A 25554-nucleotide genomic window follows, 5' to 3' on the forward strand; every position below is an offset into this window, starting at 1 on the left:
CCGACTCTCACGGACGCTCCTCTTCTTCCTCGGCCGGTCGTCGTCACTTCTGCGGCGGCGGATCCGGCGGAAGCTTCGGCGGAATCGGCCGATCCTGCTGCGAATCGTCACCACTCTTGTCCCGATGCCGGGCGGTGTGGGTTGTCACCGCGGTCACCTCTCCATCTGCGTGGCGTGTTTGTTCCCCGTTCCGGTAGGGCCACCGGCAATGCACCGAGCAGGCGCATGCCGGTTCCGCCGATCCCGCACTGCGGCTGAATCCGACATGCGTCTCCCGGGGCGCAACCACCTCGACTCCGCCGGGGCCGATTCGATATACCGCCAAGATGATTTTGCTGCCGGGAGGCTCGGGGTATGAAACCAAATCCGCTTCGGGTGAAACTCGTGATGGATGGGTCATCTCGGTGCTCCTTGCCGACTCGTACGGTCTTCGATTCGCCCATTCGTGAATGGAAACGACGATCACGCTCCGACGTTAGAGGCGTCGGTGCTTCGCGGCTGCCCGGTTTCTCCGAATTTCGCCGGACGGGGGACCGGGTTCGCGTTGTTTCCGGAGGGGAACGCACGTGCGGGTACATCGCGGTCGCCCGTGGCCCTGTCGATGCCCGAAGTTCGGAGGCGCTCAGCAGGCCGGCAGCGCGGCACGAGCCCGTGTGATCACTTGGTGTGCCCGCGCCCCGTACACGGCGGCATCATCGAGTTGCCGCCAGACCTTCAGATACAGGTCGATGTCCGCCTTGTCGTCGAGCCAAATCTCGGTGTGGATCGTTTCCACGATCACCAGGCGAGTGTCGTAGACCCAGAAGCCGTGTCGAGGCGTGACGGTCATCGGTGTGTCGAGCGGAACGATCCCGAGCTTGACCGTGTCCAAACCGATTACACCCATGAGGCGGTCGAGCTGCCCGGCCATTACCTGCGGTGGGCAGATCAGAGCTCGAATCGCGCCCTCCCAAAGCACGGCGTGAAACATGTGCCCGCGTTCGTAAAGGACTTCCTGTCGGCGCATCCTGGCCCGGACGGCAGCTTCCGTGTCGCGCGGAGTTCGGCGGAGTTCGGCGTTCAGGAGGAGAAGGTGGCGCGCGTATTCGGCGGTTTGCAGGAGGCCGGGTACCACCGAGGATTCGTAGGCCCGCACCAACCGTGTCGCCCGCTCCTGGACCAGCGCTTCGTCCTGCCGTGGTCGATGCCCGGCGGCCAACTGCCGCCGCCACGAGCGGATGTTGGTCTCCAGGCCCCGGAGTCGGCCCTTCAGTTCGCCTGCCAGGCCGGGCTGTCCGACCGCCTCCGACCAGGCATCGAGATCGGCGACGGTGGGCGTCTGGCGGCCGGTCTCCAATTTCGAGACCTTCGACGGCGGCCACCCGAGACGGTGGGCAAGCGCTCGCCCACTCGTGCCGTTCTCGGTACGCAACTCACGCAGTCGCGCACCGAGAGCTTCGCGCGCCCGCTGGTAGTCGGTGCTCACGCGCGAGAAGGTACTCCGGTCACGAAGTCGGCGTACCGGATGGCGAAGTGCCAGCGAAGGTGCCGTAGGCCGGGGCGAGCCGGTGTCTTGGGCTTCCCGAACAGCGTCTCGATCACCCGGCGGATGTGTTGGGCGATCGAGACGTGTGCGAGTGGGTGTCAGATCAGGTGGTCGAACTCGCCGGCTTTGGCGCCGGCGATGAAGGCGGCGAGTTCGTCGCGGGTATAGCGAAGGGCGGGGAGGGCGGGGTTCTTGGAGTCGCGCATCGCAACACCCTCGGGTAGGTCCGCAAGTTCGACGCAGGTGCCGTTCTGGTTCGAAGCGCTTGCCTTGATCCAGACGGCGTCCGTCAGGTCGGCTTCGTAAAGCTCGCTCTTGTTCATCACAGACTCTCTGCTCGTTCCCGTAGTAGCGCGGCGGTCTCGTCCGGCGACAACGCTGCTGACGCGATTTCGGCGAACAGCCTGTTGTACAGGCGGATTTCGCGCTCCGAGTCACGTGGAATCATACCGCCGACACCTTCCATCCAAGCGGCGTCGGGATCGTGAGTGTCCTCGAACTTGAGGATGGCAAAGCCCGCCGCCTGAGCCGCCATTCGTCCGGCCGAGAACGGGACGATCTGGAAGGTGACGTTCGGCAGCGCCATTTCCCCGTTCAGATGCCGCATCTGCTCTCGCATGACGGCGGGGCCGCCGACGTCGAAGCGCAGGGCGGCCTCCGTGGCGATGGCGTGGTACCTCAGCGGTTCGTCGTCGCGGAGCAGGCGTTGTCGCATCTCCCGGACAGTGACCAAAGCCTCTGCCTGGTCGGGTCCATAGGCGTTGAAGCCTGTCGTGATGATCGCGCTCGCGTAGTCCCTGGTCTGGAGAAGTCCCGGGATTACGTTCGGTTGGTACTCCAACGCCTCAGCGGCGTCGTCTTCCAGCGCGATCACTTCCGCCAGGGTGGCGTTGACGTCGTTCGCGAACTCCTGCCACCAGTGCCGGATGCGCTTTTGCACGAGCAGGTCGCGCAGTTCCGGCTGTGCTTCCGGCGGGACCTCGGGTGACCGTCCTGGCCCGGCAGGCTCCGGTGGACCTGCCGCGACCCGTCGAGGATCCGGATGCCGAGTCCGGGCGGGGTTTGCTCATCACCCGCGCGCTGACGATCTCGTTCCGATGCGAACCCCGACAGGGCGGCTACCAGGCATTCGTGGCCGGGTTCGTGGTTCGCCCGTGACGCTCACACCTCGAATGGAGAAGAACGTCACGGCCCCGACTCGGCGAGCGTGGTTGGTGGTACCGAACTTGTGGGTTGCGGAGCCGCCCGGACAACTGCCCCGCCATCGATCGGAAGTGGTAGGTGGGCTTCGTCGCCACCGGGTGAGACGCAACCGCTGTCGGGAATGGGCGCTGACGCAATGGGAGTTGGCTCCGGAGCAGGCACCCGCATTGGTCGTGGTCGTCGATCGGCGTATTGACGATGTGCCGATTCGCCGGGCGATGTGGCCGGCGGTGTTGTTGCGGTCTCCGGTGCTCGAGCGTGGGGTGGAGGATCAGCCGGTCGTTGCGTTCGAGCGGTTGATCGGGCTGCTCACGTTGATGGCTCGGCACAAGCGGGTTGTGGTGTTGGGCGCGCAACCCCACACCACCGTGGTGGCCTTGGCGGTTCTTGTGGCGGCGGGCGGTTCCATTTCGCGGGCGCGCGAGTTGTACACCGAGCGAGGTGCCGCCGAGTTGCCCGCCGACGGGGGCAAGTTCCTCATGGAGTATCTGCTGCGCTTCGAGGTGCCCTACATGACGATCGGGCGGGAGACGGATGGTTGGCGTGGGGGGCCGGCCGGGACGGACCGCCATTCTCGGGTGGCCGAAGATCCCTCGTCTTGTTGCTGCCGCCGAGGGTGATGCTCCGACGGTAGGGGCGATCGAGGCCGGCGTTTCGACGTGCTTCTCGAAATCTCTTCTCGGGGTGGGGAAGGCGTTCGGGGGTGCGTCGGATCAGGTCGGGAGGCCGGCTTGGGCGGCGAGGGTGGTCAGGGCCTGGTGGAGGGCTTGGCGGGCGGCCGGGGGTAGGGCCTCGGTGAGGGCCGCGTCGAGGGTGTGGGCGGCTGTGGTGCATTCGGCGAGCAGGGTGTGGCCTCGGTCGGTGAGGGTGAGGACTTGGCGGCGGCGGTCGTTGGGGTCGCGTTCGCGGCGGATGGCGCCGAGGGTTTCGAGGTGGTCGGCGAGGCTGACCACCAGGCTGGGGGCGACGCCCATGGTGCGGGCGATGTCCTGTTGGGAGTCGGCGGTGCCGGCGGCCAGGACCGCCATCAGGCCGACCTGTTTGGGCTTGAGGCCGTGCGCCTGGACGGCCTCGGTGAAGCGCTCGGTGGCGATGGCGCCGAGGGTGCCCAGGCGGAACGTGAGGGTGCTCGTCAGCGGACCGGCTGGGTCTGCCGGGCTTTGGCCCTTGACATCTTTCATGGTTTGCATAATACCCTGTGAGAACCATTCAGAGTTCGAATGATTCTGGGAGTGAAGTCATGCGGCGTGCGGTGTTGTTGGTCAATGCGGCGATGGCGTTGGGGGCGGCGGGGTCGGCGGTGCTGGGGATGGTGGACCCGGGGATCCTGTCGGGGTCGGGTGCCGAGGTGAGCGACGGGATGCGGATGTACGCCCAGGCGTATGGCGTTCGGGCGGTTCCGCTCGCCGCCGGCCTGCTCTACCTTCTCGCCCGGCGTACCGACCGCGGCCTGATCCCGATCCTGGCCGTCGCCGGCGCCGCACAACTGGGCGACGCGGTGATCGGGATCGAACAGGGCATCACCGGCATGGCCCTCGGCGGCACCCTGAGCGCGACCGTGCACCTGGCCTCCGCCTGGTGGCTCACCCGCCCGACCGCGACCGCCCCGACCCTCGGCGCCACGTGATTCACCACGCGTTCGGGTAACGATGCGAACGGGCGGGCGAGTTGAGCCGACCCGCGACCTCGGGGTCCGGTGGGCCCTTGGCTCACCCGACCGCGACGTCGACCCGGCCCACCCCTCCGGCGTGCCGGCGCCCACGACTTGATCGTCGACCAGTGATCGACGAGCAGTACCGAGGAGAGCGGCGGAGCCGCTGCCGGCCCGAAGGGCCGATGTCCCGTGACGTCGGTCACCCCCGTGCCCGTTGTGCACCGGGACGTACCTCTCTACTGCGTACTCTCGGGGAGTGGCATTCGCATCCAACGACGCGCCGATCGGAATCTTCGACTCCAGCTTCGGTGGTCTCACCGTGGCCAGGGCCGTGCTCGACCAACTTCCGAACGAATCGATCCGGTATCTCGGCGACACCGCGCGGCAGCCCTACGGGCCGAGGCCGATCGCGGAGGTGCGCCGCTATGCGCTGGAGTGCCTGGATCGGCTCGTGGACGAGGGCGTCAAGGTCCTCGTCATAGCGTGCAACAGCGCGTCCGCCGCGATGTTGCGGGACGCGCGCGAGCGGTACGCCGTTCCGGTGGTCGAAGTGATCAAGCCCGCCACCCGGCGGGCCGCGGCGGCCACCCGCAACGGGCGGGTCGGGGTGATCTCGACGCAGGCGACCAAGACCTCGATGGCCTACGAGGACGCGTTCGCCGCAGCGCCGCACATTCGGCTCACCACGCAGGCGTGCCCGCGCTTCGTCGAGTTCGTCGAGCGGGGCGTGACCGGGGGCGACGAACTGCTCAAGGTCGCCCGCGGCTACCTCGACCCGGTGGTGTCCGAGGGCGTGGACACGTTGATCCTCGGCTGTACGCACTACCCGTTGCTCACCGGCGTCATCTCCTACGTCATGGGCGAGCAGGTCACGCTCATCTCCAGCGCGGAGGAGACCGCCAAGGACGTCTATCGCGCACTCGTGGCCGGCGGCCTGATGCGCGACGTCGGTCGGCCCGCACCCGATCACCGATTCCTCACCACGGGCGATCCCGCCCAGTTCCGCGACGTAGGTCGCCGGTTCCTCGGCCCCGAACTCGCGCACGTCGACGCGCTCGGAGCCCTCACGTGAAACTCACCGTCGTCGGCTGCTCCGGCAGCTTCCCCGGGCCGGACAGCCCCTGCTCGTGTTACCTCCTGGAGGCCGACGGGGTCCGGATCCTGATCGATCTCGGCAACGGCGCCCTGGGCGCCCTGCAACGGCACGCCACGCTCGCCTCGGTCGACGCGGTGCTGCTCAGCCACCTGCACGCCGACCACTGCCTCGACCTCGCCTGCTACTTCGTGGCCCGCAAGTACTGTCCGGCCGGGGAACTGCCCCGGCTGCCGGTGTACGGCCCGGTCGACACGCACGAGCGGATCGCGCGCGCCTACGACGTCGAGGGTGCGATCGACAACGGGCGGATGGCCGACGTGTTCGACTTCCGCACCGTGGTCACCGGCACCTTCGAGGTCGGCCCGTTCCGGATCACCGCGGACCGCATGCCGCACCCGGTCGAGTCGTACGCCTACCGGATCGAGGTCGGCGGCCGATCGCTCGTCTACTCCGGCGACACCGGGGTCAGCGACGACCTGGTGCGGATCTCGCGCGGCGCCGACCTGCTGCTGTGCGAGGCGTCCTTCGAGTACGGCCGGGAAGACCTGCCGCATGTGCACCTGAACGGCCGACAGGCCGGTGAGCATGCCGAACGGGCAGGCGTGGGAAGGCTGTTGCTCACCCACATCCCGCCGTGGACGAGCCGCGGGCGCAACCTCGACGATGCCCGCAAGACCTTCAGCGGCGCCGTCGAGCTGGCTCTGCCGGACGCCACGCACACGGTCTGAGGCACGCCGGGCGTCCGGTCCGAAAGCGTGCGCGGCACCGCTTAGGCTGGGTCCATGTCACGAGTAGACGGCCGTACCCCCGACCAGCTCCGACCGGTCACGTTCCAGCGCAAGTGGCTCGACCACGCCGAGGGCTCGGTCCTCGTCGAGTTCGGCCGTACGCGTGTCCTGGTCGCCGCGAGCGTCACCGAAGGTGTGCCGCGCTGGCGCAAGGGCAGCGGGGAGGGCTGGGTCACCGCCGAGTACTCGATGTTGCCGCGCGCCACCCACACGCGTGGCGACCGCGAGTCGGTCAAGGGCCGGATCGGCGGGCGTACGCACGAGATCTCGCGGTTGATCGGTCGTTCGCTGCGTGCGGTGATCGACACCAAGGCGCTCGGCGAGACCACGATCCACCTCGACTGCGACGTGCTCCAGGCCGACGGCGGCACCCGGACCGCGGCGATCACCGGCGCCTATGTCGCGCTCGCCGACGCGGTGACCTGGGCGCGCGAGCACAAGCTCACCCGCAAGGGCGCCAACCCGCTGATCGGTTCGGTGGCGGCGGTCAGCGTCGGCATCATCGACGGCGTGCCGATGCTCGATCTCCCGTACGAGGAGGACGTCCGCGCCGAGACCGACATGAACATCGTCTGCACCGGCGACGGACGCTTCGTCGAGGTGCAGGGCACCGCGGAGAAGGAGCCGTTCGACCGCGCGCTGCTGAACAACCTGCTCGACCTCGGTACGCACGGCTGCGAGGAACTGACGGTGCTTCAGCAGCTCGCTCTGGAGTCCTGAGAGCGCTGCGTCCCCCGGGCGCGCTTTCCCGGCATACCGCCGCAAGTGGTGGTCACGTGCCGGTTGCGAGTGTCACGTACGCGCAACCGGCACGCATCGGGTGTGCCACCGACGGCCCGTCGCGTGGTCGGACGCGAGTACGGTCGGGGCACCTGGTCATCCCGATCAGCAGCAGCCACGACCGGGCCGATCAGCCCGTCCCTGACGAGGAGCTCCATGTTCCGCGCCACGTACCGTTCCCGCCGGGTCCTGCGCACCACGATCGCGGCCACCGTCATGGCGGGCGCGTTGTTCGCCACCGCCGCGTGCGAGCAGGCGCAGCAGGCCATCTCGTGTGCCGAACTGGCCACCAACCTCACCAACGACATCTCCACGCTGGGCAACGTGCTGAACGACCCGGACGCCGCCCGCAAGGCGCTCGACAACCTGCAGAAGACCTTGGACGACAAGACCAAGGACTTGGACTCGAACGACGCGAAGAACGCCGCGAACGGCCTCGGCGACGTGATCACCCAGCTCAGCACCCGGCTCGCCAACGGCGGCAACCTGAGCGCGAGCGACGTGCAGCCGCTGATCAACGGTGCGAAGAACCTGACCACGATCTGTGTGAAGTAGCGGACCCGGGCGGCGGTCGGTGTCGATCCGCCGCCGGGAATCCGGCCACACCCGGCGAGGCTAGGCTGGCCGCATGAGCCGTCTCGTACTCGCCACGCGCAACGCCAACAAGGTCGTCGAGCTTCAGCAGATCCTCAAGGATGCCGGGCTCGATGTGGAACTCGTCGGCATGGACGCCTATCCGGAGGTCCCCGACGTGCCCGAGACGGGCCTCACCTTCGCGGCCAACGCCCTGCTCAAGGCGCATGCCATCGCGCAGGCCACCGGACTTGCGGCGATCGCCGACGACTCCGGCCTGTGCGTGGCCGCGCTCAACGGCATGCCCGGCATCTTCTCCGCGCGGTGGGCCGGCACGCACGGCGACGACGCGGCCAACCTGCGGCTGTTGCTCGCGCAGTTGTCCGACATCGGCGACGAGCACCGCGCCGCGTGGTTCGCCTGCGCGGCGGCGCTGGCCCTGCCGGACGGCACCGAGCGGGTGGTCGAGGGCCGGTTCGAGGGCACGCTGACCCGCGAGCCGCGTGGCACCGGCGGTTTCGGCTACGACCCGATCCTCCGGGTCGCCGACGACACCCGGACCGCGGCCGAGCTCAGCCCCGCCGAGAAGAACGCGATCAGCCACCGGGGCAAGGCGTTTCGGGCTCTGGCGCCGATCGTCTCCGAACTGGTCGGCTGACCCGGCCCGGTCGCTCGCCGCCCGCGTTCAGCGGCGGTCCGGCCGGCGTGCCGCGCCGATCCCCATCGCCACCGCGAGCAGTACCACCGCCACGGCCGCGACCGCGAACCACGGCGGTCCGGCCGGTTCGCCCTGGCGGCGGATCGCGCCCATGAAGTCCAGTCCGGTGATGTTGTTCAGGATGCCCCACCACAGCGGCAGATAGAGCGCCTGGAAGAGCCGGTGGGTGCGACCGGCCAGTCCGGTGCACAGGGCGAAGGACGGGATCAGCAGCGCGCCGGCGGCCCACGCGGCCAGCCCCGGGGTGTCTCCCGCGACCACCATCCGGACGGCCGGGGCGAGTCCGATCAACACGGTCAGCAGCAGGCCGGCCGTCCACTCGGCGAACAGCCGTCGACGCGGCGTCGGATAGGCGCCGAGCAGGCCGGCCAAGTCGTGTTCGGTGCGCTGGGTGCCCAGCCGCGACCACACCATGAGCGGCCAGATCCACAACGCGGGCAGCACCGCCGAGGTCACCACGTTCCCGGTCGCGGCCAGGCCGAACGCGGACAACGACGCGGCCACCACCCACCAACGTCGGGACACGCCCTGGACCAGGATGCGCAGCTCGCCCGCGAGCAGACGCGGGAAGGTGAAGCCGACGCGGGCCGGAGTGCGCGGCAGCGCGGGCGGTGTGTCCGGGCGAACCGGCTGGGTCGACGGCTCGTCCCCGACGGCGACGCGCGTGCCGGCCCGGGCCGGGTCGAAACGGGCGAACCACAGCGCGGGCAGCACCGCGACGGCGACCGCGAGGAGCACCAGGGCCAGCCGTTGGAGCAGGAAGACGCCGCCGGGAGTGAAGCCGGCCCAGTCGAAGGTGCGCAGCGGCTCGTCCCGCCAGGTCAGCCCGAGACTGAACTCCTGACCGGCCAATTCGCCGTTCTGCGCGACGAGTTCGTCACGCATCGAGGCGACTGCGGCATGCACGCCGAGGCCGCCCAGGGGCGCCGACCCGGACTGCCCGCCCAGTGCCGCGGTGAGCGAGACGAAGAACCACACGGCGGTGCCCAGGGTGCCACGCAGCCGGGGAATCGTCTCGAACAGCAGCGCCATCGCGGCCGTGACCACCACCATCGGCAGCGTGATGGTGGCGAACGGCAGGAGCAGCGCGACCGGTTCGATCCGCCGATCCTCACCACGCAGCAACTGCATGCCGGCCGCGGTCAGCGCGAGCACGCCCACCATCGAGGCGAGCACCAGCACGTTGCCGAGGAACTTGGCCGCGAGGTAGGCCCACGTACGCAGTGGTGTCGCCGCCAGCAACCGGCCGACCCGGGTGCGCTCGTCCCGGCCGATCGCGTCGCGCACCACGTGGAAGCCGCCCAGGGTCAACCACAGCGCGCCCGCCAGCGCGGTGGCCGTGCCCACGTACGCGCTGTCGTACCGGCCCCGGTAGTCGCCGATGTTCATCACGGTCCAGTGCGCGTTGGGGCCGGGGATGGCCACATAGGCGAGCGCGACCGCCGCGGCCAGGGTGACCAGGTAGGCCGGACGGCGGACCCGATCGCGGAAGTCGGCACCGGCCAGGCGCACCACGATGCCCGCGGTCACGGCCGCACCGCCTGGGCGCTGTCGGCGAGCAGGCCGGAGACGATCGCCAGGTAGGCGTCCTCCAGGTCGGGCACGACCGGGACGGCGGAATCGGCTGGTTGCCGCGGCGCGAGTACGCGCAGCCGTACGCCCGCCGCGGTGCGCACCATCCGGCTCACCACCCAGCGGCCCCGGGCGGCCGACACCTGGTCCTGAGGCACCGTCATCTCCCAGACCACGTCACGTACTTCGTGCAGCAACCGCTCCGGGCTCGCGCGACGGAGCAGGGTTCCGGCGGCGAGCACCGCGATGTCGGAGGCGACCGACTCGACGTCCGAGACGATGTGCGTGGACAACAGCACCACCCGGTCCACCGCGAGTTCGGCCAGCAGGTGGCGGAAGCGGACCCGCTCCTCGGGGTCCAGGCCGGCGGTCGGCTCGTCCACGACCAGCACGCGCGGGTCGGCCAGCAGCGCCTGGGCGATGCCCACTCGGCGCAGCATGCCCCCGGAGAATTTGCCCAGCGGGCGTTTGCCGACGTCGGCGAGGTTGACCGCTTCGAGCAGCTCCTCGATCCGGGCCCGGGCGGAGCGCGCGCTCAGGCCCTTCGCGGCGGCGAGGTAGCCCAGGAACTCGCGGGCGCCCAGGTTCGGATAGACCCCGAAGTCCTGCGGGAGGTAGCCCAGCGAACGGCGCAGCGCGTCCGGGTCGGCGAGCACGTCGACGTCGTCGAAGCGGATGCGCCCGGAGGTCGGCCGGGTCACCGTGGCGATGATGCGCATCAGCGAGGACTTGCCCGCGCCGTTGGGACCCAACAGCCCGAGCAGGCCCGGTTCCAGGCGCAGTGTGACGCCGGCGACGGCGCGTTTGCCGCCGGGGTATTCCTTGGTGACGTCGATCAGTTCGAGCATGTCGGTCGACCCTCCGCGATGACGCGCCGGGACGGGTCGCCCGACGCCGCGCCGCGTGATGTGGCGGCACCGGACCAGCCTGGGCGTTCGCGAGAGCGGGGACATCTGCCGTTCGGCAGATATCCGGTGGGGTCGGGGCGCCGTGCGCCGGTGCTATCGCGGGTTCGGCAGCAGCCCGACCACGCGCCAGCCGCCCTGGTGGGGACCGGCCGACAAGGTGCCGCCCAGTGCTTCCAGGCGGGTTCGGAGGGCGGCCAACCCGGTGCCGCCGCCGTCCCGTTCGGTCGATGCGGGACGGGCGCCGCCGCCGAGGTCGGTCACCGATATCTCGACCCCTGGGCCGCGGGCGGGGCCGACCGCGACCGTGACGCCGGCCGTGTCCGGGGCGTGCCGGCGCACGTTGGTGAGTGCCTCCAGGACGACGAAGTAGGCCGCCTCGTCCAGTGGTCCGGGCGGTACGGCGGCCAGGTCCGGGGCCAGGTCGAGTTCGGCGCGCACCCGGCCCGAGTCGGTGAAGCGCTCGACCAGGAGCGGGAGATCGGCGATTCCGTACACCCGGGTCGGTGGCTCGGGCAACTGAGTCGCGTCGCCCTCCCCCGCGCTCTCGCGCAGGGTCCGTACCGTGCGGTCCATCGAGTCCAGCGCGCGCAGTCCGGCCTGTTCGATCCGGGCGAGCAACGCGTGGGTGTGCTCGGTGTCCGGCCCGGTCGGCTCGTCGAGCTGCCCCGCCTGGGCCTCCAAGACGATGCCGGTGACCTCGTGGGCGACGAAGTCGTGCAGGTCGCGGGCCACTTCCAGGCGCTGGAGCCGGCGGGCGAGGGCGACCGCGCGGGTGCGGCGGTCGTCGAGCGAGCGCAGGTAGAGGCCGACGCCGGCGGTGGCCGCCGCGGGCAGCAGCGCCACCGCGCACATCGCCACCGACGCCTCCCAGGTCGCCTCCGGGGCGCGCAACGTGAAGCGCAGTGGAAGCACCGCGACGGCCAGGCCGAGCGCCGAACCCAGCCGTGCGGCGGTGCGGGCCGGCAGCCGGCGGACCACCCGCTCGACCGTCAGCCACAGGCCGACGAATTCGAACGGCAGCCAAAAGCCCGCGAGTTGATGCGGGCCCGGATAGCAGAGGTCGAGCAGCAACGAGGTCGCCACGACCACCCACGCGGCGCCCGCCAGGTTCACCCGCCCGATCGGCCAGCGGGGCAGCGCGACACCGACGGCGAGTGCGGCCGGCAGCGCGGCGAGGATCCCCACGGGCGGGGCGAGCAAAAGCGGCAGCAGGACCAGGGCCACGGCCGCGACGGCCCAGCCGATCCGGCGACGCTGCCGAACGGGGGTCATCGCGGCCCGGCCGGGGCGTAGCCCATCTCCCAGGCGTGCATCGCGATGCCGACCCGGTTGCGCACGCCCAGTTTGCGTCCGATGGCGGCCACGTGCGTCTTGACCGTGCCGGGCGAGATGAACAGCTCGCTCGCGATGTCGGCGTTGGTCTTGCCCTCCGCGACCTGGCCGGCGATCTCCACCTCGCGCTCGGTCAGCGCCTCGATCGGCGCGGGCCGGCCGCGTGCCGGCCTCGGTCGGGTGACGTGTTCGAGCAGGCGCACGGTGATCGAGGGACTGATCAGGGTGTCGCCGACCACCGCCGCCCGGATCGCCTCGACCAGCAGGGTCGGGCCGGCCCGCTTGAGCAGGAAGCCCGACGCGCCGTCGTGCAACGCCGGGTAGACGTACTCGTCCAGGTCGAACGTGGTCACCACGACCACCTTGACCGGCACCTCGGCGTGCGGCCCGGCCAGGAGTCGGGTCAGTTCGAGCCCGTCCATCCGGGGCATCCGGATGTCCACCAGCGCCACATCCGGCCGCAATCGCCGTGCCGCCTCCAGCGCGGCCACACCGTCGCCGGCCTCGCCGACCACCTCGATGTCGGCCTGCCGCTCCAGAATGCGCCGCATCCCTCGCCGCACCATTTCCTGGTCGTCCGCCAGCAATACCGAGATCGTCACAACCCTCGATTCTGCCGGCGCCCTTCGGTGCCGCGTCCTGCCAGGGCCGGGTGTTGCGCCGCGCGCCCGGTCGCTGCCGGGAATCGGCAATGTTGGTAGCGTTTCGGTCTCGGGAATTCGGCAACGGGGTGGGGCTTCGGGGGGACCGGACGTGGAGAGCGACGACGGGATGCCGGTCGAGTTCGCGGACGGCTGGCCGGAGGTGCTCGGGGAGGTCTCCGAGACCGGGCGGCTGTTGCGGCGGGCGGAGTTGCAGGCGTTGGCGGAGTCGGGCGAGCGGGCGGCGGAGGCCGGGCACGATTGGCGCCCCCTGGTCGGGCTGTACCTGGGCGAGACCCGGCGGGCGTGGGCCACGTTGCCGGGCATCGGGCGCGCGGCGAGTGTGAGCGGCGCGGCTCGGAGCGGGGACGCGGTGCTGGCCGCGCTCGATGCGGCGATCGCCGCCCTCGGCGCGGGGCACGAGCGCGCGCGGCGGCTCGCGGTGCGCCAGGAGGAGGCCGCGCGCCGCGAGTTCATCGACGATCTGCTCTACGGCCGCAGCGACCCGGGACGGTTGGCCGAGCGCGCCGAGCGGTTCGGGCTGCGCCTGGCCCGGGCGCACACGGTCGCGGTGGCCGTGGGCCCGAGCGACTACGACGAGGTGCATCCGCTGGCCCGCCGGGTCGAGCGCGAGTTGATCGGCCGGTTCGGCGAGCGCGACGTGTTGTTGACCACCAAGGACGGCCGGCTCGTGTGCATCGCGGCGGCGAACGAGCAGTCGGTACTGACGGCGTTCGCCAAGCACGCGACCCGGACCGACGCCGGCCACGAGGGCGCGCACCGGGTCGCGACGGGCCGACCGCACGCCGGGGCGAGCGGCGTGGTGTTGTCCTACGAGGAGGCGTTGGGCGCGCTCGACCTGGCCGTGCGGCTGGAGTTGCCCGGCACCGTGCTGGACGCGGGCGATCTGCTGGTCTTCCCGGTGCTGATGCGCGACCGGGCGGCGATGGCGGACCTGGTCCGCACCGCCCTGGGTCCGCTCGTGCACGCGCGCGGCGGCGCGGGCCCGCTGCTGGAGACGATCACCGCGTGTGCGGCGGCCGGTTACGTCAATGCCGAGGCCGCCCGCCGGTTGCGGATCAGCGTACGCACGCTGTCCTACCGGCTGGAGCGCATTCGCACGCTGACCGGATACGACCCGGGCGACGCGCTCCAGCGCTACACCCTGGAGACGGCCGCCCTGGGTGCCCGGCTCTTGGGCTGGCCCGGTACCCCGCTTTAATCGCGCTTTCCCTCGGGCCCGGTACCGGACGCCAAACAGGTGTCAACACTGCCGGCTTCCGGCAATGCGCCGGCCGGGCGGCCGGTGCCACGATGTCGGCGCACAGCGAGCCGAGGGGGTGGAACGGTGGGGGATTTCGTGCGGGCGGCACTGGCGTTTCCCGCCGTCCTGTTCAGCTTCGCGCTCGTCGTGGTGGCGGCCTACTGGCTGCTGGTGCTGCTCGGCGGTGTCGTCGTGGGTCATGGCGGCCACGGGGACCATGGGGGTGCACATCATGGGGGGCCCTGGGCCCACGGGGGCCATGATGCTCACGGTGGTCATCCGGGTCATGGGGACCACGACCCTCGCGACACCGCCGGCGTGCCGATCACCGTGACCCTTTCGTTCGCGATCGTGGTGACCTGGTTCGTCTGTCTGGTCGGCACCGCGCTGACCGACCGATGGTGGCTGCGCGCCGCGGCGCTCCCCGCGGCGCTCGGTCTCGGCCTGCTCGCCGCACGCCTGGTGCGAGCTTTGGGCCGGCGCTTCCTGCCGGCCGAACGGCCCTCTGTGCGCGCCGACTTCGTCGGTCGTACCTGTCGGGTCCGGACCGGCCGGGTGGGCCCCGACTTCGGCCAGGCCGAGGTCCGCGCCGAGGACGGCTCGACCGCGATCCTCCAGGTGCGCACCGACGAGAGCGGGCTGGTCTCCGGCAGCACCGCGTTGATCTTCGACTACGACGTGGCGGGCGAGTTCTTCCGGGTCACCCGCTTCGACAGTGCGCTGGACCCGGATCGCACGGTGCGCTGATCGGGCCGCGCCCGCCCCTCGTGCTCGTCCCCACCCCGCTCGCGGCGCCGTGCGTCGCGGCCGCGGGATCGCCTGCGCCGAAACCGCCTTCCTGCCAACCAACGTCCCGTTCGACCAAGGGATTTCACTGATGGATGCCATCACCGTGGGCATCGGTGTGCTCGTCGCCGTCGTCCTGCTCGTCCTGTTCGTCGTGCTGCTCGCCGTGGCCCGGCTGTACCGCAAGGTGTCGCAGGGCCAGGCCCTGATCATCTCCAAGGCGGACACGGTCGACGTCACCTTCACCGGTGCCGTGGTGCTGCCCGTGCTGCACCGGGCCGAGACCATGGACATCTCGGTGAAGACCATCGAGATCCGCCGGACCGGCCGCGAGGGCCTGATCTGTCGGGACAACATCCGTGCCGACATCCACATCTACTTCTTCGTCCGGGTCAACAAGACCGTCGAGGACGTGATCAAGGTCGCCCAGGCGATCGGCGCGGACCGGGCCAGCGATCGGGCCGCGATCCAGGACTTCTTCGCCGCCAAGTTCGCCGAGGCGCTCAAGACGGTCGGCAAGCAACTCGACTTCGTCGACCTGTACACCAAGCGCGAGGAGTTCCGGGACCGCATCCTCGCGGTGATCGGCACCGACCTCAACGGCTACCACCTCGACGACGCCGCGATCGATTTCCTCGAACAGACCCCGATGAGCCAGCTCGACGGTGCGAACATCCTGGACGCCCAGGGCATTCGCAAGATCACCGAGCTGACCGCGATCGAACACGTGCGCACCAACGAGTACCAGCGCACCGAGGAGAAGGAGATGACCCGGCAGAACGTCGAGGCCCGGGAGACCGTGCTCGAACTGGAGCGCCGGCAGGCCGACGCGGAGATCAAGCAGCGCCGGGAGATCGAGATCAGCCGGGCCCGCGAGGAGGCCGAGACCGCCCGGGTGCAGGCCGAGGAGCGGCTGCGCGCGCAGAGCGCCCACATGAAGACGGAGGAGGCGCTCGGGATCCAGAACGAGAACCGCGAGCGTGAGGTGGCCGTCGCGCAGAAGAACCGCGAGCGGGTGATCGCGGTGGAGAACGAGCGGATCGAGAAGGACCGGCTCCTGGAGGTGATCGCCCGGGAGCGGGAGACCCAACTGCGTCGGATCGCCGGCGACAAGGAGGTCGAGGGGGAGAAGCGCGAGATCGCCGAGGTGATCCGGGAGCGGATCGCGGTCGAGCGCACCGTCGCCGCGCAGGAGGAGGAGATCAAGAAGCTCCGGCTGGTCGAGGAGGCCGAGCGCGAGCGCCAGGCGTTGATCATCCAGGCCGAGGCCCAGGCGCAGGAGCGACTGGTCAAGGACATCAAGGCGGCCGAGGCCGCCGAGCAGGCGGCCGGACACCGGGCGGCCGAGCAGCTCACCCTGGCCGAGGCCCGGCGCAAGGCCGCCGAGCTGGACACCCAGGCGGCGATCCGCGGCGCCGAGGGCAAGCGGGCCGAGGCGGCGGCGGTCGGCCTGGCCGAGGCCGAGGTGCAGGAGCGGATGGCCGAGGCGGTGGCCAAGCTGGGCCACGCCGAGGCGGAGGTGACCCGGCAGAAGGCGCTCGCGAGCGCCGAGGGCCTGCGCGAGCGGCTCAAGGGCGAGGCCGAGGGCCTGACCGAGAAGGCTGCCGCGATGGCCGCGCTGGACGAGTCCAGCCGCGAGCACGAGGAATACCGGCTGCGGTTGGAGGCGGAGAAGGAGATCCGGCTGGCCGGCCTGGAGGTGAACCGGCAGATCGCCGAGGCCCAGGCCACGGTGCTGGCGACCGGCCTGGAGAACGCCAAGATCGACATCGTCGGCGGCGACAGCATGTTCTTCGACCGCATCATGGGGGCGATGGCCGCCGGGAAGAGTGTGGACGCGTTCGTGGACCGCTCCGACACGGTACGCACGATGGCCGGCGCCTGGCTGGACCCGAACGGCTCCACCTTCGCCGCCGACCTCGGTGCGATGGTCGGCGGCCTGGGCGCGAGCGGCGTGCGCGACCTCACCCTGGCCGGCGCGCTCGGCGCGCTGATCGCCGGCGGCGGCCCGCAGACCGCCGTGCTCAAGGGCCTGCTCGAATCGGTGCGGGCCGGCGGCCTCGGCGACACCCGACTCGCCGACCTGGTGGTCCCGGCGCAGCTCAACGGCGCCGGCAAGTAGTCACCGGCGTCCCGAACCGCCCGTACGACAAGGGAGTTGACCCGAACGTGAGCAGCCCAGCCCCGGCCCGGGGCGGTTCCGAGTCCGAGGCCGAGTCCGGGACCTACGAGGTCCTGCGCGACCGGTTGCTGAGCGCGGCCCGCGACCTGGGCGCGCGGGCCGGGGCGCTGAACGAGCGCCGGGTGCACACCTACGGCGGCGGCACGCTCGACCTGGCCGACACCCACCGGGTGCACACGCAACGCCCCGCCTGGGCCCGGGACGTCGTCCAGGTCGGCGGGCTGCTCCTGGTCGGCCTCCGGGGCGGCGGCGTGCCGGGCGAACCGGTCTGCCCCGACGACGTGTTCGCGCTGCACCGGCGCACGCCCGAGGGCTTCGCCCCGGCGCCGGCGGACGCGGTGCCCGGTCTGCTCGACGACGCCCGCTTCCGGCAGGACTTCACCGAACTCTTCCGCTACTTCCGCGACACCGAACTGCTGCACCTGCGCGACACCGGCACGCACCTGCTCGCGGTCTTTCGGGTCGGCGAACGGCTCACCGACATCCGGGTGTTGCGCTGGCGGCTCGGCCCGGACGGCAGCCCGACCTATCTGGACGCGCAGGGCGAGCGCGAGTACGCCCTCCCGCCGGCACACGACTTCGCCTGGACCGCGAGCACCCGCGCCGACCACGTGCCGGGCCGGCATCCGCACATCGCGATCGCACAGACGTTGTACGTGTCCACCCTCGACGGCCGGCTCACCGTCAAGGTGGTGGACGACACCGCGACCGCCGAGGGCGTCTACGCCGAACCGGTTGAGGATCCGCTCCAGTCGCTGGCCGACGCGGACGTCGAACACGCCCGGGTCGGGCCGCTGTTGCTGGTCCGGGTGCGCCCGTACCACGAGGACGCGTGGCGGCATCTGGTGCACAACACCCGCACCGGCGAGGTGCTGCGCCTGGACGGCATCGGGGCGGCCTGTCGGCGACTTCCCGACGAGCAGGGCATCGTCTTCCCCGGCGGCTACTACCTGAGCACCGGCACCGCGCGCACGTTCGACATCGACACCGTCGGCCTGGAGTTCGAGTCGACGGTGCGCTCGCCCAACGGCGAGGACGTGCTCTATGTGTTCCGGGTCCGCGCCCAGGGTCGCACCGTGCTGCTCTCCTACAACGTGATCCGCGAGGAGGCCGCGGCGCCGATCGTCGGACACGGCCGGGCGTTCTTCGCGGACGGCACGATGGCGGTGCTGCGCGCGGTGGGCGAGGAACCCGGCCGGGTGCACCCGATCCAGGTGTGGCGCACGCCGTACACCTCGGACGCGTACGCGGCGGCGCGGCCCGCCGGGACCGGCCCGCTGGCCCGGATCGGCAACCCCGAACTGGTGCGCGGCATCGCCGACTGCCTCTCGATCGCCGCGATGGCCGAGGAGATGGCGCCCACCACGGCGGTCTTCGCCGCGATCGCCGCAGCCGCGGCCCGGGTCGAGGACACCCACCACTGGCTCGCCGATCCCGAACTCGAGCGACTCGACGAACCGTTGGCCGCCGTCCGGGGCACCGCGGCCGATGTGGTCGAGGAGTTCCGCCGGGTCCTGGACCTGCGCCGGATCGCCGCCGAGGCGGTCGAGGAGGCCGCCGCGAACACCGTCACGCTGACCCGGCGGGTGCGCGGCGAACACCCGGACAGCGCCGCGGCGTGCGTCCGACAGCTCACCGAACTGCGGCGGGCCCAGGGCCGGTTGGCCACCCTGCGGGAGATCCGCTACGTGGACACCGCGGCCCTGGACGGCCTCGACGCGAGCGTGGTCGAGGAACTGGCCGAGGCCGGCCGGCGTGCGGTCGCCTTCCTCGCCACCGCCGACGCGTTCGCCGACACCCACCGGACCGTGGACCGCCTGGCCGCCGAAGCCGCCGAGTCGGACACCGTCGCCGGATCGGCCGCGCTGACCGAGCGGATCGACGAACAGGCCGAGGGCCTGCGCATCGTCACCGAGGTGGTCGGCACGCTGGAGGGCACCGACGCCACCGTGCGCACCACGATCCTGACCCGGATCGGCGAGGTGCTCGGCGGGGTCAACCGGGCCCGTGCCACCCTCTCGACCCGCCGGCGCGAGCTGGTCGCGGCCGAACAACGCGCCGAATTCGCCGCCGAGATCACCCTCCTGGAACAGACCGTGGTCGGCGCGCTGTCCGCCGCCGTCGATCCCGAGGAGTGCGACGAACAACTCGGCAGGCTGCTCGCCCGGATCGAGAACCTGGAGGCCCGATTCGGCGATCTCGACGAGCACCAGGCCCGGATCGACCACGAACGCGAGCGCGTCCACGACGCGTTCTCCGCCCGCAAGCAGGCCCGGCTGGACGAGCGCGCCCGACACAGCGCCCGACTGGTCGACTCGGCGCGGCGGATCCTGACCACGATCGCTCGCCGGGTCGCCGACCTGGCGAGCACCGACGAGATCAACACCTGGTTCGCCTCCGACGCGCTGGTCGCCAAGGTGCGCTCGACCGCGGCGGAACTGCACCGACTCGGCGACCCGGTGCGGGCCGGCGAGTTGGAGGGCCGGCTCAAGGCCGCTCGGCAGGAGGCCGCCCGGGCCCTGCGCGACCGGGCCGAACTCCACGACGCGGCGGGAACCGTACGGCTGGGCCGGCATCGGTTCGCGGTGCACGGGCGGCCGATGGAGTTGACCCTGCTCCCGGACGGGGACGGCCTGGCCTTCGCGATCACCGGCACCGACTACCGCGCGCCGCTGCGCGAGCCGCTGCCGGCCGCGCACCGGGCCTTTCGGGACCAGCCGTTGGGCTCGGAGTCGCCGCAGGTCTACCGGGCCGAGTACCTCGCCGCGGTGGTGCTGGCCGAGATCCGATTCCCGGCTTCGGCCACCCCCTCGGCCGAGGAACTGCTCGCCGAGGTGCGCCGGATCGCGCTGCCCCGGCACGGCGAGGGCTACGACCGAGGCGTGCACGACCACGACGCGGCGGCGCTGCTGGCGGCCGTACTGCGGTTGCGTGCCGGCGCCGGACTGCTGCGCTTCACGCCGCAGGTGCGGGCCGCGGCCCAGCTCTTCTGGGCCTACGGCGCCGGTCCGGACGCCCGGGCGCCGTGGACGATCCGGGCCCAATCGTTGGCCCGGGCCCGGGAGACCTTCGGCCCGGTGCCGGCCGCGCACGATCTGGCCGCCGAACTCGGCGAACGGGCCGTCGAGTTCCTGGCGGGCACGCTCGGCGCGCCGACCGTGGCCGGGGAGGCGGTCGGCGGCTACCTGGTCGAGGAACTCGCGGCCGGCGGACCACGTTTCGTCACCGGAGCCGCGGCCCGGACGCTGCTCGCCGACTTCCGCACCGCGCTCGGCGGCGACGGCTCACCCGCCGCCAAGGACTTCGCCGAGGACCTGCGCGCCCTCGGCGACGACCTCGCCGCCCGCCACCAACTGGTCGCCGCGTGGCTCGGCGCCTACGCCGAACGACTCGACGCCGGCCCGCCCGTCGACCTGCCCGAGGCGATCGCGATCGAGGTGTGCGGCAAGACGCTGGACCGACACCCCGTGGACGCGCCCCTGGCGACCACCGTGACCGGTCTGCTCGGCAGCCACCCGCGCCTGACCGGCGCCGGCACGCTGGACCTGCGGCTGGACGAATTCCTGCTGCGCACCGACGAGTTCCGCCGGGTCCGGGTGCCCGCGTATCGGGCCTACGAGCGCACCCGGGCGAGCCTGCTCGCCGCCGAGCGCGAGCGACTGCGGCCGGACGCGCACACCCCCCGGGTGTTGCCGACCTTCGTGCGCAACCGGCTGATCGACGAGGTCTATCTGCCGCTGATCGGCGACAACCTGGCCAGGCAACTGGGCGCGGCCGGCGACGCCCGGCGCACCGACAACCAGGGTCTGTTGCTGCTGCTGTCCCCGCCCGGATACGGCAAGACCACGCTCCTGGAATACGTCGCGGCCCGCCTGGGCCTGGCGTTCGTCCGGATCGACGGCCCGGCCCTGGGGTCGCGCACCACGTCCCTGGACCCGGCCGCCGCACCGGACGCCGCCGCGCGGCGCGAGATCGAGAAGATCGGCTTCGCGCTGGAGTTGGGCAACAACGTGCTGCTGCACCTGGACGACATCCAGCACGTCTCGCCCGAACTGCTCCAGAAATTCGTCTCGTTGTGCGACGCGCAACGCCGGATCGAGGGCGTGCGAGCGGGCGAGGCGCGCAGCTACGACCTGCGCGGCAAGCGGTTCGCGGTGTGCATGGCGGGCAACCCGTACACCGAGTCCGGGGCCCGCTTCCGGATCCCGGACATGCTCGCCAACCGGGCCGACGTGTGGAACCTCGGCGACGTGCTGGGCGGCCGGGAGGAGCTGTTCGCACTGAGCCACATCGAGAACGCGCTGACCGCGAACCCGATCCTGGCCCCGCTCGTCGGTCGCGAGCGCGGCGACCTGGAACTGCTGGTCCGGCTCGCCCGCGGCGACGCCGCCGCCCGCCCGGAGCGCCTCGCCCACCCGTACGATCCGACCGAACTGGAGCGCATCGTGGCGGTGTTGCGCCGACTGTTGCACGTGTGCGAGACGGTCCTCGCGGTCAACCGGGCCTACATCGCCTCGGCGGCACAGTCCGAATCCTCGCGCACCGAACCGCCGTTCCGCCTCCAGGGCTCCTATCGGGACACCAACAGGCTGGCCGAGCGGCTCCTGCCGGTGCTGGACGACGCCGAGGTCGAAACGCTGTTGGACGACCACTACGCCGCGGAGGCCCAGACGTTGACCGGCGACGCGGAGGCGAACCTGCTCAAGCTGGCCGAACTGCGCGGCCGGTCGACGCCGGCCCAGGAACTGCGCTGGGCGCAGGTGAAGCGGGCCTACCTGGCGGGTCGGGGCTGAGCCGCATCGTCTTCTCGGACCGGCTCCGGGATCCAGGCCGCGGTGAGCACGCCGTGTTGCGTCCAGCCCAGCGTGCGGTACAGCGCCAGCCCGTCCGGGCTGGCCACCAGGACCCCGGTCCGGGCGCCCCGCGCGGCGGCGGCGTCGCCGAGGGCGGTCATCACCACGCTGCCCAGGCCCCGACGGCGGTGCGCCGCATCGGTCCCGATTTGGTCCGCCACCGCGGTCTCCCCGGTCACCGCGATCCAACCGTGGGCGGCGACGGCACCGTCGGCGGCCCGCAGCCGGACCTGGACCACCCCGCCCGTCGGCTCGATCTCGATCGTGTAGCCGCTCGGCACGTCCACCGTCGCCCGCCGCAGCGGTCCGGTCATCGGATACTCCGGCTCGCCCACGGTCCACGCGGATGTCAGTTCGGCCCGCACCCGCTCGACCGGGGCGAGGACCTTGATCCAGGTCCCGGGAGCGGTCCGGGTCCGGGCGAGTTCGGCCACCCGATCGAGATCGAAGAGTACGTACCGCACCCGATGACCCGGCAGGCCCACCTGTAGCCGGAAGCCGCCCGCCACCTCGACCGGCGGCGGCACCTCGCGGGCGGGCGCCCAACCGGTGACCCAGGCCCGCACCAGTTCGGCGGCGGGGAACGGAAGGTGCTCGCGGACGGTGGTGGTCACGGCTTCCCCAGACGGATCGACGACTCGACCCGGAAAGCTTATTGCAAGGTACTCGCAATAAGGCTCGGGGTGCTTCGTCACACAACGGTAAGCAGCGGATTTCCCCGTGCGGGCCGGCGCGAAGCCACGATGGGGGGCAGCCCTGGCGAGCCGTTCGCCAGGGTTGTTCTCGGACGTGAGGTGGCGTTGTGCGGCGTTCTGGTCGGTCCGGTGCCGCGTTGGTCGGTGTGGTCTCGGCGGCGGTGGCGCTCGGGGTGGCCGAGGCGGTCGCGGCCTTCGTGCGACCGGAGGCCACCCCGTTCGTGACGATCAGCGGCGCGGTCACCGACCGGGCGCCGCAGGGGCCGCGCGAGTGGGCGATCCGCACCTTCGGGACCGGCGACAAGGCGTTTCTGCTGACCGTGATCGCCGTGCTGCTCGTGGTGTTCGCCGCCGGACTGGGTGTGCTCGCCGCCCGCCGGCTCCGCTACGGGATCGCCGGGGTGCTCGCGCTCGGCGCCTTCGCCGCGTGGACCGCCGCCGACCGACCCTCGTTCGAAGCCGCCGACCTGGCGCCGGTGTCGGTCGGCACGCTGTTCGGGGTGCTGACGCTGGTCGTGCTGACCCGGCCGGACCTGATCGACCGCCGCCCGCTCGCCCGCCCGCTGCCGGGCGCGCCCGAGGACGGCGTGAGCGAGCCGGCCCCGGACACCACACGCCGCACGGTGCTCGTGGCCGGCGCCGCCGCGCTCGCCGCGTTGACCGGGTTCGGCGGCCGGATGCTGCAACACGCCCGGTTCAACGCGGAGAAGTCCCGGGCCGCGGTCGCCGCGAACCTGCCCACACCGCTCAGCCCCGCCGCCCCGGCCGGCCCCGGCCTGCTCGAACCCGGCCTGACCCCGTACCTGACCTCGAACGCCGACTTCTACCGGATCGACACCGCCTTCACCGTGCCGCAACTGCGCGCCGAGGACTGGGAGCTGCGCATCCACGGCCTGGTCGACCGGGAAATCCGGCTCGACTACCGGCAGTTGCTGGAGCGCGTCGCGATCGAGCGGGACATCACGCTGGCCTGCGTGTCCAACGAGGTCGGCGAGGACCTGATCGGCAACGCCCGTTGGCTGGGCACCCCGCTGGCCGACCTGCTGCGCGAGGCGGGCATCCGGCCCGGCGCCGACCAGTTGGTCTCCCGCTCGTCGGACGGGATGACCATCGGCACCCCGCTGCGCGAGGTGCTGGACGGGCGTGACGCGATGTTGGCGTACGCGATGAACGGCGAGCCGCTGCCGATCAAACACGGCTTCCCGGTGCGGATGGTGGTGCCGGGGTTGTACGGCTACGTCTCCGCGTGCAAGTGGCTCGTGGACCTGGAGGTGACCCGGTTCGACACGTTCAGCGCCTACTGGGTCAGGCTCGGCTGGGCCCGGCAGGCCCCGATCAAGATCCAGTCGCGACTGGACACCCCCAGGGACGGGAGCAGCGTCGAGGCCGGCCCGATCCCGGTCGCGGGCGTCGCCTGGGCCCAGCACCGAGGCATCGCTGCGGTCGAGATCCAGGTCGACGACGGCCCGTGGCGGCCCGCCGAACTCGCGCCGCAGACCACCACCGACACCTGGCGGCAGTACCGCCTGCGCTGGGACGCCACGCCGGGCCGGCACACCCTGCGCGTCCGAGCCACCGACGGCACCGGCGCGGTACAGACCGCCAAGACCGCGGACGTGCTGCCCGACGGCGCCACCGGGCAGCACCACGTCGAGGTCACGGTGCGCTGAATCGCCGACCGGCGAGCCGGGCCCGGAGCCCGACAACGAGCCGGGCCCGGCGCCGGGCTCACTCCTCGATGAGCCCCCACGCCTTCGCGATCAACTCGTACGACCGGATCCGGGCATCGTGCCCGTAGACGTTGCTGATCACCATCAACTCGTCCACCTGCGTGCGCTCGCGCAACTCCCGCATACCGGCTCGCACCTCGGCCAGGTCACCGCTGATGTGTTGGCGTCGGTAGTTCGCCACGAACTCCCGCTCGGCCGGCGTCCACGGATAGGACTCGGCCTCCTCCGGCGAGGGCATCCGGCCCGGATTGCCGCTGCGCAGCCGCAACATCGACAACGCCTGGGACTGCGCGAGCCGCTCCGCCTGCTCGTGGGTGTCGGCCGCGATCACCCCGGCCGCGATCATCGAGTACGGCTCCTTGAGCGACTCGGACGGCTGGAACGACTCGCGGTACAACCGCAGCGCGGGCACCGTGTGCTGCCCGCTGAAGTGGTGCGCGAAGGCGAACGGCAGGCCCAGGATCCCGGCCAGTTGGGCGCTGTAGCCGCTGGATCCGAGCAGCCACACCGGCGCCTCGCCGGCCGCGAACTCGCCGCCCGCCTCGATCCCGGACGCGGGACCGGGCACCGCGTGCATTCGCGAGTAGGGATGATCCGGGGCGAACGACCCGGTGACGAAGCCGATCAGCTCGCCGAGCGCCTGCGGGAACTCGTCGACCGACTCGGCGCCACCGCCGCGGCGCAGGGCGCGCATGGTGACCTGGTCGGTGCCCGGGGCCCGGCCGATGCCGATGTCGATCCGCCCGGGGTGCAGCGCCTGGAGCGTGCCGAACTGCTCGGCGACCACCAGCGGCGCGTGGTTGGGCAACATCACGCCGCCCGAGCCCAGCCGCAGGGTGGAGGTGTGCGCGGCCAGGTGGGCGAGCAGCACCGGCGGCGAGGAGCTGGCGATGCCGGGCATGTTGTGGTGCTCGGCCACCCAGAACCGATGGAAGCCCCATTGCTCGGCCCGCCGGGCCAGCTCGGTGCTCGTGCGCAGTGCCTCGGTCGCCGAATACCCGGTCCCCACCGGGGCCACGTCCAGTACCGACAGCTTCACAGCGTCCACTCCGCGTCCCTCTTCCTCGCCGTTTCTCGCCCGCCCGATTGCGCACCCGTGCACCCGTGCCGCCGAGGGTGGGGTGGCCGCGATCGCTCTGAGGTGCAACCGCAGGGCGGCGCGCGCTGTTCCGGGCGGCGGGCGTGCAGGGGGTCACACCCGGTGGGGGAGCACATCCGCCGCAGGGCCGGGCGGGCCCGGCCGGTTCGCCCGGC

General features: G+C 71.7%; 23 protein-coding genes. 13 read left to right on the forward strand and 10 right to left on the reverse strand.

The features are described from left to right. Nucleotides 1-622: 622 nt before the first annotated feature. From ACH4U8_RS15395 to ACH4U8_RS15405, 3 genes are all read right to left on the reverse strand, one after another. Nucleotides 623-1465 (reverse strand): helix-turn-helix domain-containing protein, encoded by an 843-nt coding sequence (locus tag ACH4U8_RS15395; RefSeq protein ID WP_395778285.1) that lies wholly within the window; start codon nt 1463-1465, stop codon nt 623-625. Between the two features lie 158 nt (nt 1466-1623). Further along, the gene (locus ACH4U8_RS15400; RefSeq protein ID WP_395778287.1) at nt 1624-1848 is read right to left on the reverse strand and encodes a DUF397 domain-containing protein; all 225 of its coding nucleotides are present in this window, start codon (nt 1846-1848) and stop codon (nt 1624-1626) included. Next, a complete protein-coding gene (locus tag ACH4U8_RS15405) occupies nt 1848-2465 on the reverse strand; it encodes a DUF5753 domain-containing protein (RefSeq protein WP_395778289.1) in 618 nt (205 codons plus the stop codon). The genes ACH4U8_RS15400 and ACH4U8_RS15405 overlap by 1 nt, the downstream gene beginning before the upstream one ends. Before the next feature lie 44 nt (nt 2466-2509). On the opposite strand from ACH4U8_RS15405, the gene ACH4U8_RS15410 reads away from it, so the two are divergent. Together ACH4U8_RS15410 and ACH4U8_RS15415 are read left to right on the forward strand one after the other, a co-directional pair. Beyond that, nucleotides 2510-2683, forward strand: a complete 174-nt coding sequence (locus tag ACH4U8_RS15410; RefSeq protein WP_395778291.1) for a hypothetical protein — start codon at nt 2510-2512, stop codon at nt 2681-2683. Nucleotides 2684-2871: 188 nt separating this feature from the next. Continuing rightward, entirely contained in the window at nt 2872-3348 is a 477-nt protein-coding gene (locus ACH4U8_RS15415; protein WP_395778292.1) for a hypothetical protein, read from the forward strand. 93 nt (nt 3349-3441) lie between these two features. Here ACH4U8_RS15415 and ACH4U8_RS15420 read toward each other — a convergent pair whose 3' ends face one another. Next, complete coding sequence (locus tag ACH4U8_RS15420; RefSeq protein WP_395778294.1) at nt 3442-3909, reverse strand: MarR family winged helix-turn-helix transcriptional regulator; 468 nt, start codon at nt 3907-3909, stop codon at nt 3442-3444. Between the two features lie 59 nt (nt 3910-3968). On the opposite strand from ACH4U8_RS15420, the gene ACH4U8_RS15425 reads away from it, so the two are divergent. The 6 genes from ACH4U8_RS15425 to rdgB all read left to right on the forward strand — a co-directional run bounded on the left by ACH4U8_RS15425 (nt 3969) and on the right by rdgB (nt 8277). Beyond that, on the forward strand, nt 3969-4355 hold the full coding sequence (locus ACH4U8_RS15425) for a hypothetical protein (RefSeq protein WP_395778296.1): 387 nt from the start codon (nt 3969-3971) through the stop codon (nt 4353-4355). Nucleotides 4356-4638: 283 nt separating this feature from the next. Then, nucleotides 4639-5454 (forward strand): glutamate racemase, encoded by an 816-nt coding sequence (gene murI / locus ACH4U8_RS15430; protein WP_360307384.1) that lies wholly within the window; start codon nt 4639-4641, stop codon nt 5452-5454. Then, nucleotides 5451-6206 (forward strand): MBL fold metallo-hydrolase, encoded by a 756-nt coding sequence (locus tag ACH4U8_RS15435; RefSeq protein WP_360307387.1) that lies wholly within the window; start codon nt 5451-5453, stop codon nt 6204-6206. Before murI ends, ACH4U8_RS15435 begins: the two co-directional genes overlap by 4 nt. A gap of 54 nt (nt 6207-6260) precedes the next feature. Next, nucleotides 6261-6986 carry a ribonuclease PH gene (gene rph, locus ACH4U8_RS15440; RefSeq protein ID WP_360307390.1) on the forward strand — a complete coding sequence of 242 codons (726 nt, stop codon included), beginning with the start codon at nt 6261-6263 and terminating at the stop codon, nt 6984-6986. A 216-nt stretch (nt 6987-7202) separates the two neighbouring features. After that, complete coding sequence (locus ACH4U8_RS15445) at nt 7203-7601, forward strand: hypothetical protein (RefSeq protein ID WP_360307393.1); 399 nt, start codon at nt 7203-7205, stop codon at nt 7599-7601. 73 nt (nt 7602-7674) lie between these two features. After that, complete coding sequence (gene rdgB, locus ACH4U8_RS15450) at nt 7675-8277, forward strand: RdgB/HAM1 family non-canonical purine NTP pyrophosphatase (RefSeq protein WP_360307396.1); 603 nt, start codon at nt 7675-7677, stop codon at nt 8275-8277. A 27-nt stretch (nt 8278-8304) separates the two neighbouring features. Here the strand turns inward: rdgB and ACH4U8_RS15455 are convergent, their stop codons facing one another. The 4 genes from ACH4U8_RS15455 to ACH4U8_RS15470 all read right to left on the reverse strand — a co-directional run bounded on the left by ACH4U8_RS15455 (nt 8305) and on the right by ACH4U8_RS15470 (nt 12751). Next, nucleotides 8305-9867 carry an ABC transporter permease gene (locus tag ACH4U8_RS15455; protein ID WP_395778298.1) on the reverse strand — a complete coding sequence of 521 codons (1563 nt, stop codon included), beginning with the start codon at nt 9865-9867 and terminating at the stop codon, nt 8305-8307. Continuing rightward, nucleotides 9864-10757 (reverse strand): ATP-binding cassette domain-containing protein, encoded by an 894-nt coding sequence (locus ACH4U8_RS15460; protein WP_395778300.1) that lies wholly within the window; start codon nt 10755-10757, stop codon nt 9864-9866. Before ACH4U8_RS15460 ends, ACH4U8_RS15455 begins: the two co-directional genes overlap by 4 nt. 153 nt (nt 10758-10910) lie before the next feature. Further along, on the reverse strand, nt 10911-12089 hold the full coding sequence (locus tag ACH4U8_RS15465; protein WP_395778302.1) for a sensor histidine kinase: 1179 nt from the start codon (nt 12087-12089) through the stop codon (nt 10911-10913). Further along, the gene (locus ACH4U8_RS15470; protein ID WP_360307408.1) at nt 12086-12751 is read right to left on the reverse strand and encodes a response regulator transcription factor; all 666 of its coding nucleotides are present in this window, start codon (nt 12749-12751) and stop codon (nt 12086-12088) included. Before ACH4U8_RS15470 ends, ACH4U8_RS15465 begins: the two co-directional genes overlap by 4 nt. Before the next feature lie 169 nt (nt 12752-12920). Here ACH4U8_RS15470 and ACH4U8_RS15475 point away from each other — a divergent pair, with 169 nt between their 5' ends. The 4 genes from ACH4U8_RS15475 (at nt 12921) to ACH4U8_RS15490 (ending at nt 21815) form a co-directional block, all read left to right on the forward strand. Further along, the gene (locus ACH4U8_RS15475) at nt 12921-14012 is read left to right on the forward strand and encodes a PucR family transcriptional regulator (RefSeq protein WP_395778880.1); all 1092 of its coding nucleotides are present in this window, start codon (nt 12921-12923) and stop codon (nt 14010-14012) included. Nucleotides 14013-14138: 126 nt separating this feature from the next. Beyond that, nucleotides 14139-14801: a hypothetical protein gene (locus tag ACH4U8_RS15480; RefSeq protein WP_360307411.1), complete on the forward strand. Its 663-nt coding sequence runs from the start codon at nt 14139-14141 to the stop codon at nt 14799-14801. Between the two features lie 130 nt (nt 14802-14931). Continuing rightward, nucleotides 14932-16962 (forward strand): flotillin family protein, encoded by a 2031-nt coding sequence (locus tag ACH4U8_RS15485; RefSeq protein WP_395778304.1) that lies wholly within the window; start codon nt 14932-14934, stop codon nt 16960-16962. Nucleotides 16963-17009: 47 nt separating this feature from the next. Beyond that, on the forward strand, nt 17010-21815 hold the full coding sequence (locus ACH4U8_RS15490; RefSeq protein ID WP_395778305.1) for a DNA repair ATPase: 4806 nt from the start codon (nt 17010-17012) through the stop codon (nt 21813-21815). Here ACH4U8_RS15490 and ACH4U8_RS15495 read toward each other — a convergent pair. Further along, entirely contained in the window at nt 21794-22489 is a 696-nt protein-coding gene (locus tag ACH4U8_RS15495) for a GNAT family N-acetyltransferase (protein WP_395778307.1), read from the reverse strand. The two genes, ACH4U8_RS15490 and ACH4U8_RS15495, sit on opposite strands and share 22 nt — an antisense overlap. A gap of 188 nt (nt 22490-22677) precedes the next feature. On the opposite strand from ACH4U8_RS15495, the gene ACH4U8_RS15500 reads away from it, so the two are divergent. Then, on the forward strand, nt 22678-24240 hold the full coding sequence (locus tag ACH4U8_RS15500; protein ID WP_395778309.1) for a molybdopterin-dependent oxidoreductase: 1563 nt from the start codon (nt 22678-22680) through the stop codon (nt 24238-24240). A 58-nt stretch (nt 24241-24298) separates the two neighbouring features. Here the strand turns inward: ACH4U8_RS15500 and ACH4U8_RS15505 are convergent, their stop codons facing one another. Beyond that, nucleotides 24299-25339, reverse strand: coding sequence for an LLM class flavin-dependent oxidoreductase (locus ACH4U8_RS15505; protein WP_395778882.1), 1041 nt, complete (start codon nt 25337-25339; stop codon nt 24299-24301). Nucleotides 25340-25554 lie beyond the last annotated feature (215 nt).

The organism is Embleya sp. NPDC020886, assembly GCF_044333915.1.
GTDB lineage: Bacteria > Actinomycetota > Actinomycetes > Streptomycetales > Streptomycetaceae > Embleya.

Coding starts and splice junctions, on each gene's coding strand:
- ACH4U8_RS15400 (WP_395778287.1), bottom strand. CDS start 1,848: ATGAACAAGAGCGAGCTTTACGAAGCCGACCTGACGGACGCCGTCTGG.
- ACH4U8_RS15420 (WP_395778294.1), bottom strand. CDS start 3,909: ATGAAAGATGTCAAGGGCCAAAGCCCGGCAGACCCAGCCGGTCCGCTG.
- rdgB (WP_360307396.1), top strand. CDS start 7,675: ATGAGCCGTCTCGTACTCGCCACGCGCAACGCCAACAAGGTCGTCGAG.
- ACH4U8_RS15465 (WP_395778302.1), bottom strand. CDS start 12,089: ATGACCCCCGTTCGGCAGCGTCGCCGGATCGGCTGGGCCGTCGCGGCC.
- ACH4U8_RS15485 (WP_395778304.1), top strand. CDS start 14,932: ATGGATGCCATCACCGTGGGCATCGGTGTGCTCGTCGCCGTCGTCCTG.
- ACH4U8_RS15460 (WP_395778300.1), bottom strand. CDS start 10,757: ATGCTCGAACTGATCGACGTCACCAAGGAATACCCCGGCGGCAAACGC.
- rph (WP_360307390.1), top strand. CDS start 6,261: ATGTCACGAGTAGACGGCCGTACCCCCGACCAGCTCCGACCGGTCACG.
- ACH4U8_RS15425 (WP_395778296.1), top strand. CDS start 3,969: ATGCGGCGTGCGGTGTTGTTGGTCAATGCGGCGATGGCGTTGGGGGCG.
- ACH4U8_RS15445 (WP_360307393.1), top strand. CDS start 7,203: ATGTTCCGCGCCACGTACCGTTCCCGCCGGGTCCTGCGCACCACGATC.
- ACH4U8_RS15475 (WP_395778880.1), top strand. CDS start 12,921: ATGCCGGTCGAGTTCGCGGACGGCTGGCCGGAGGTGCTCGGGGAGGTC.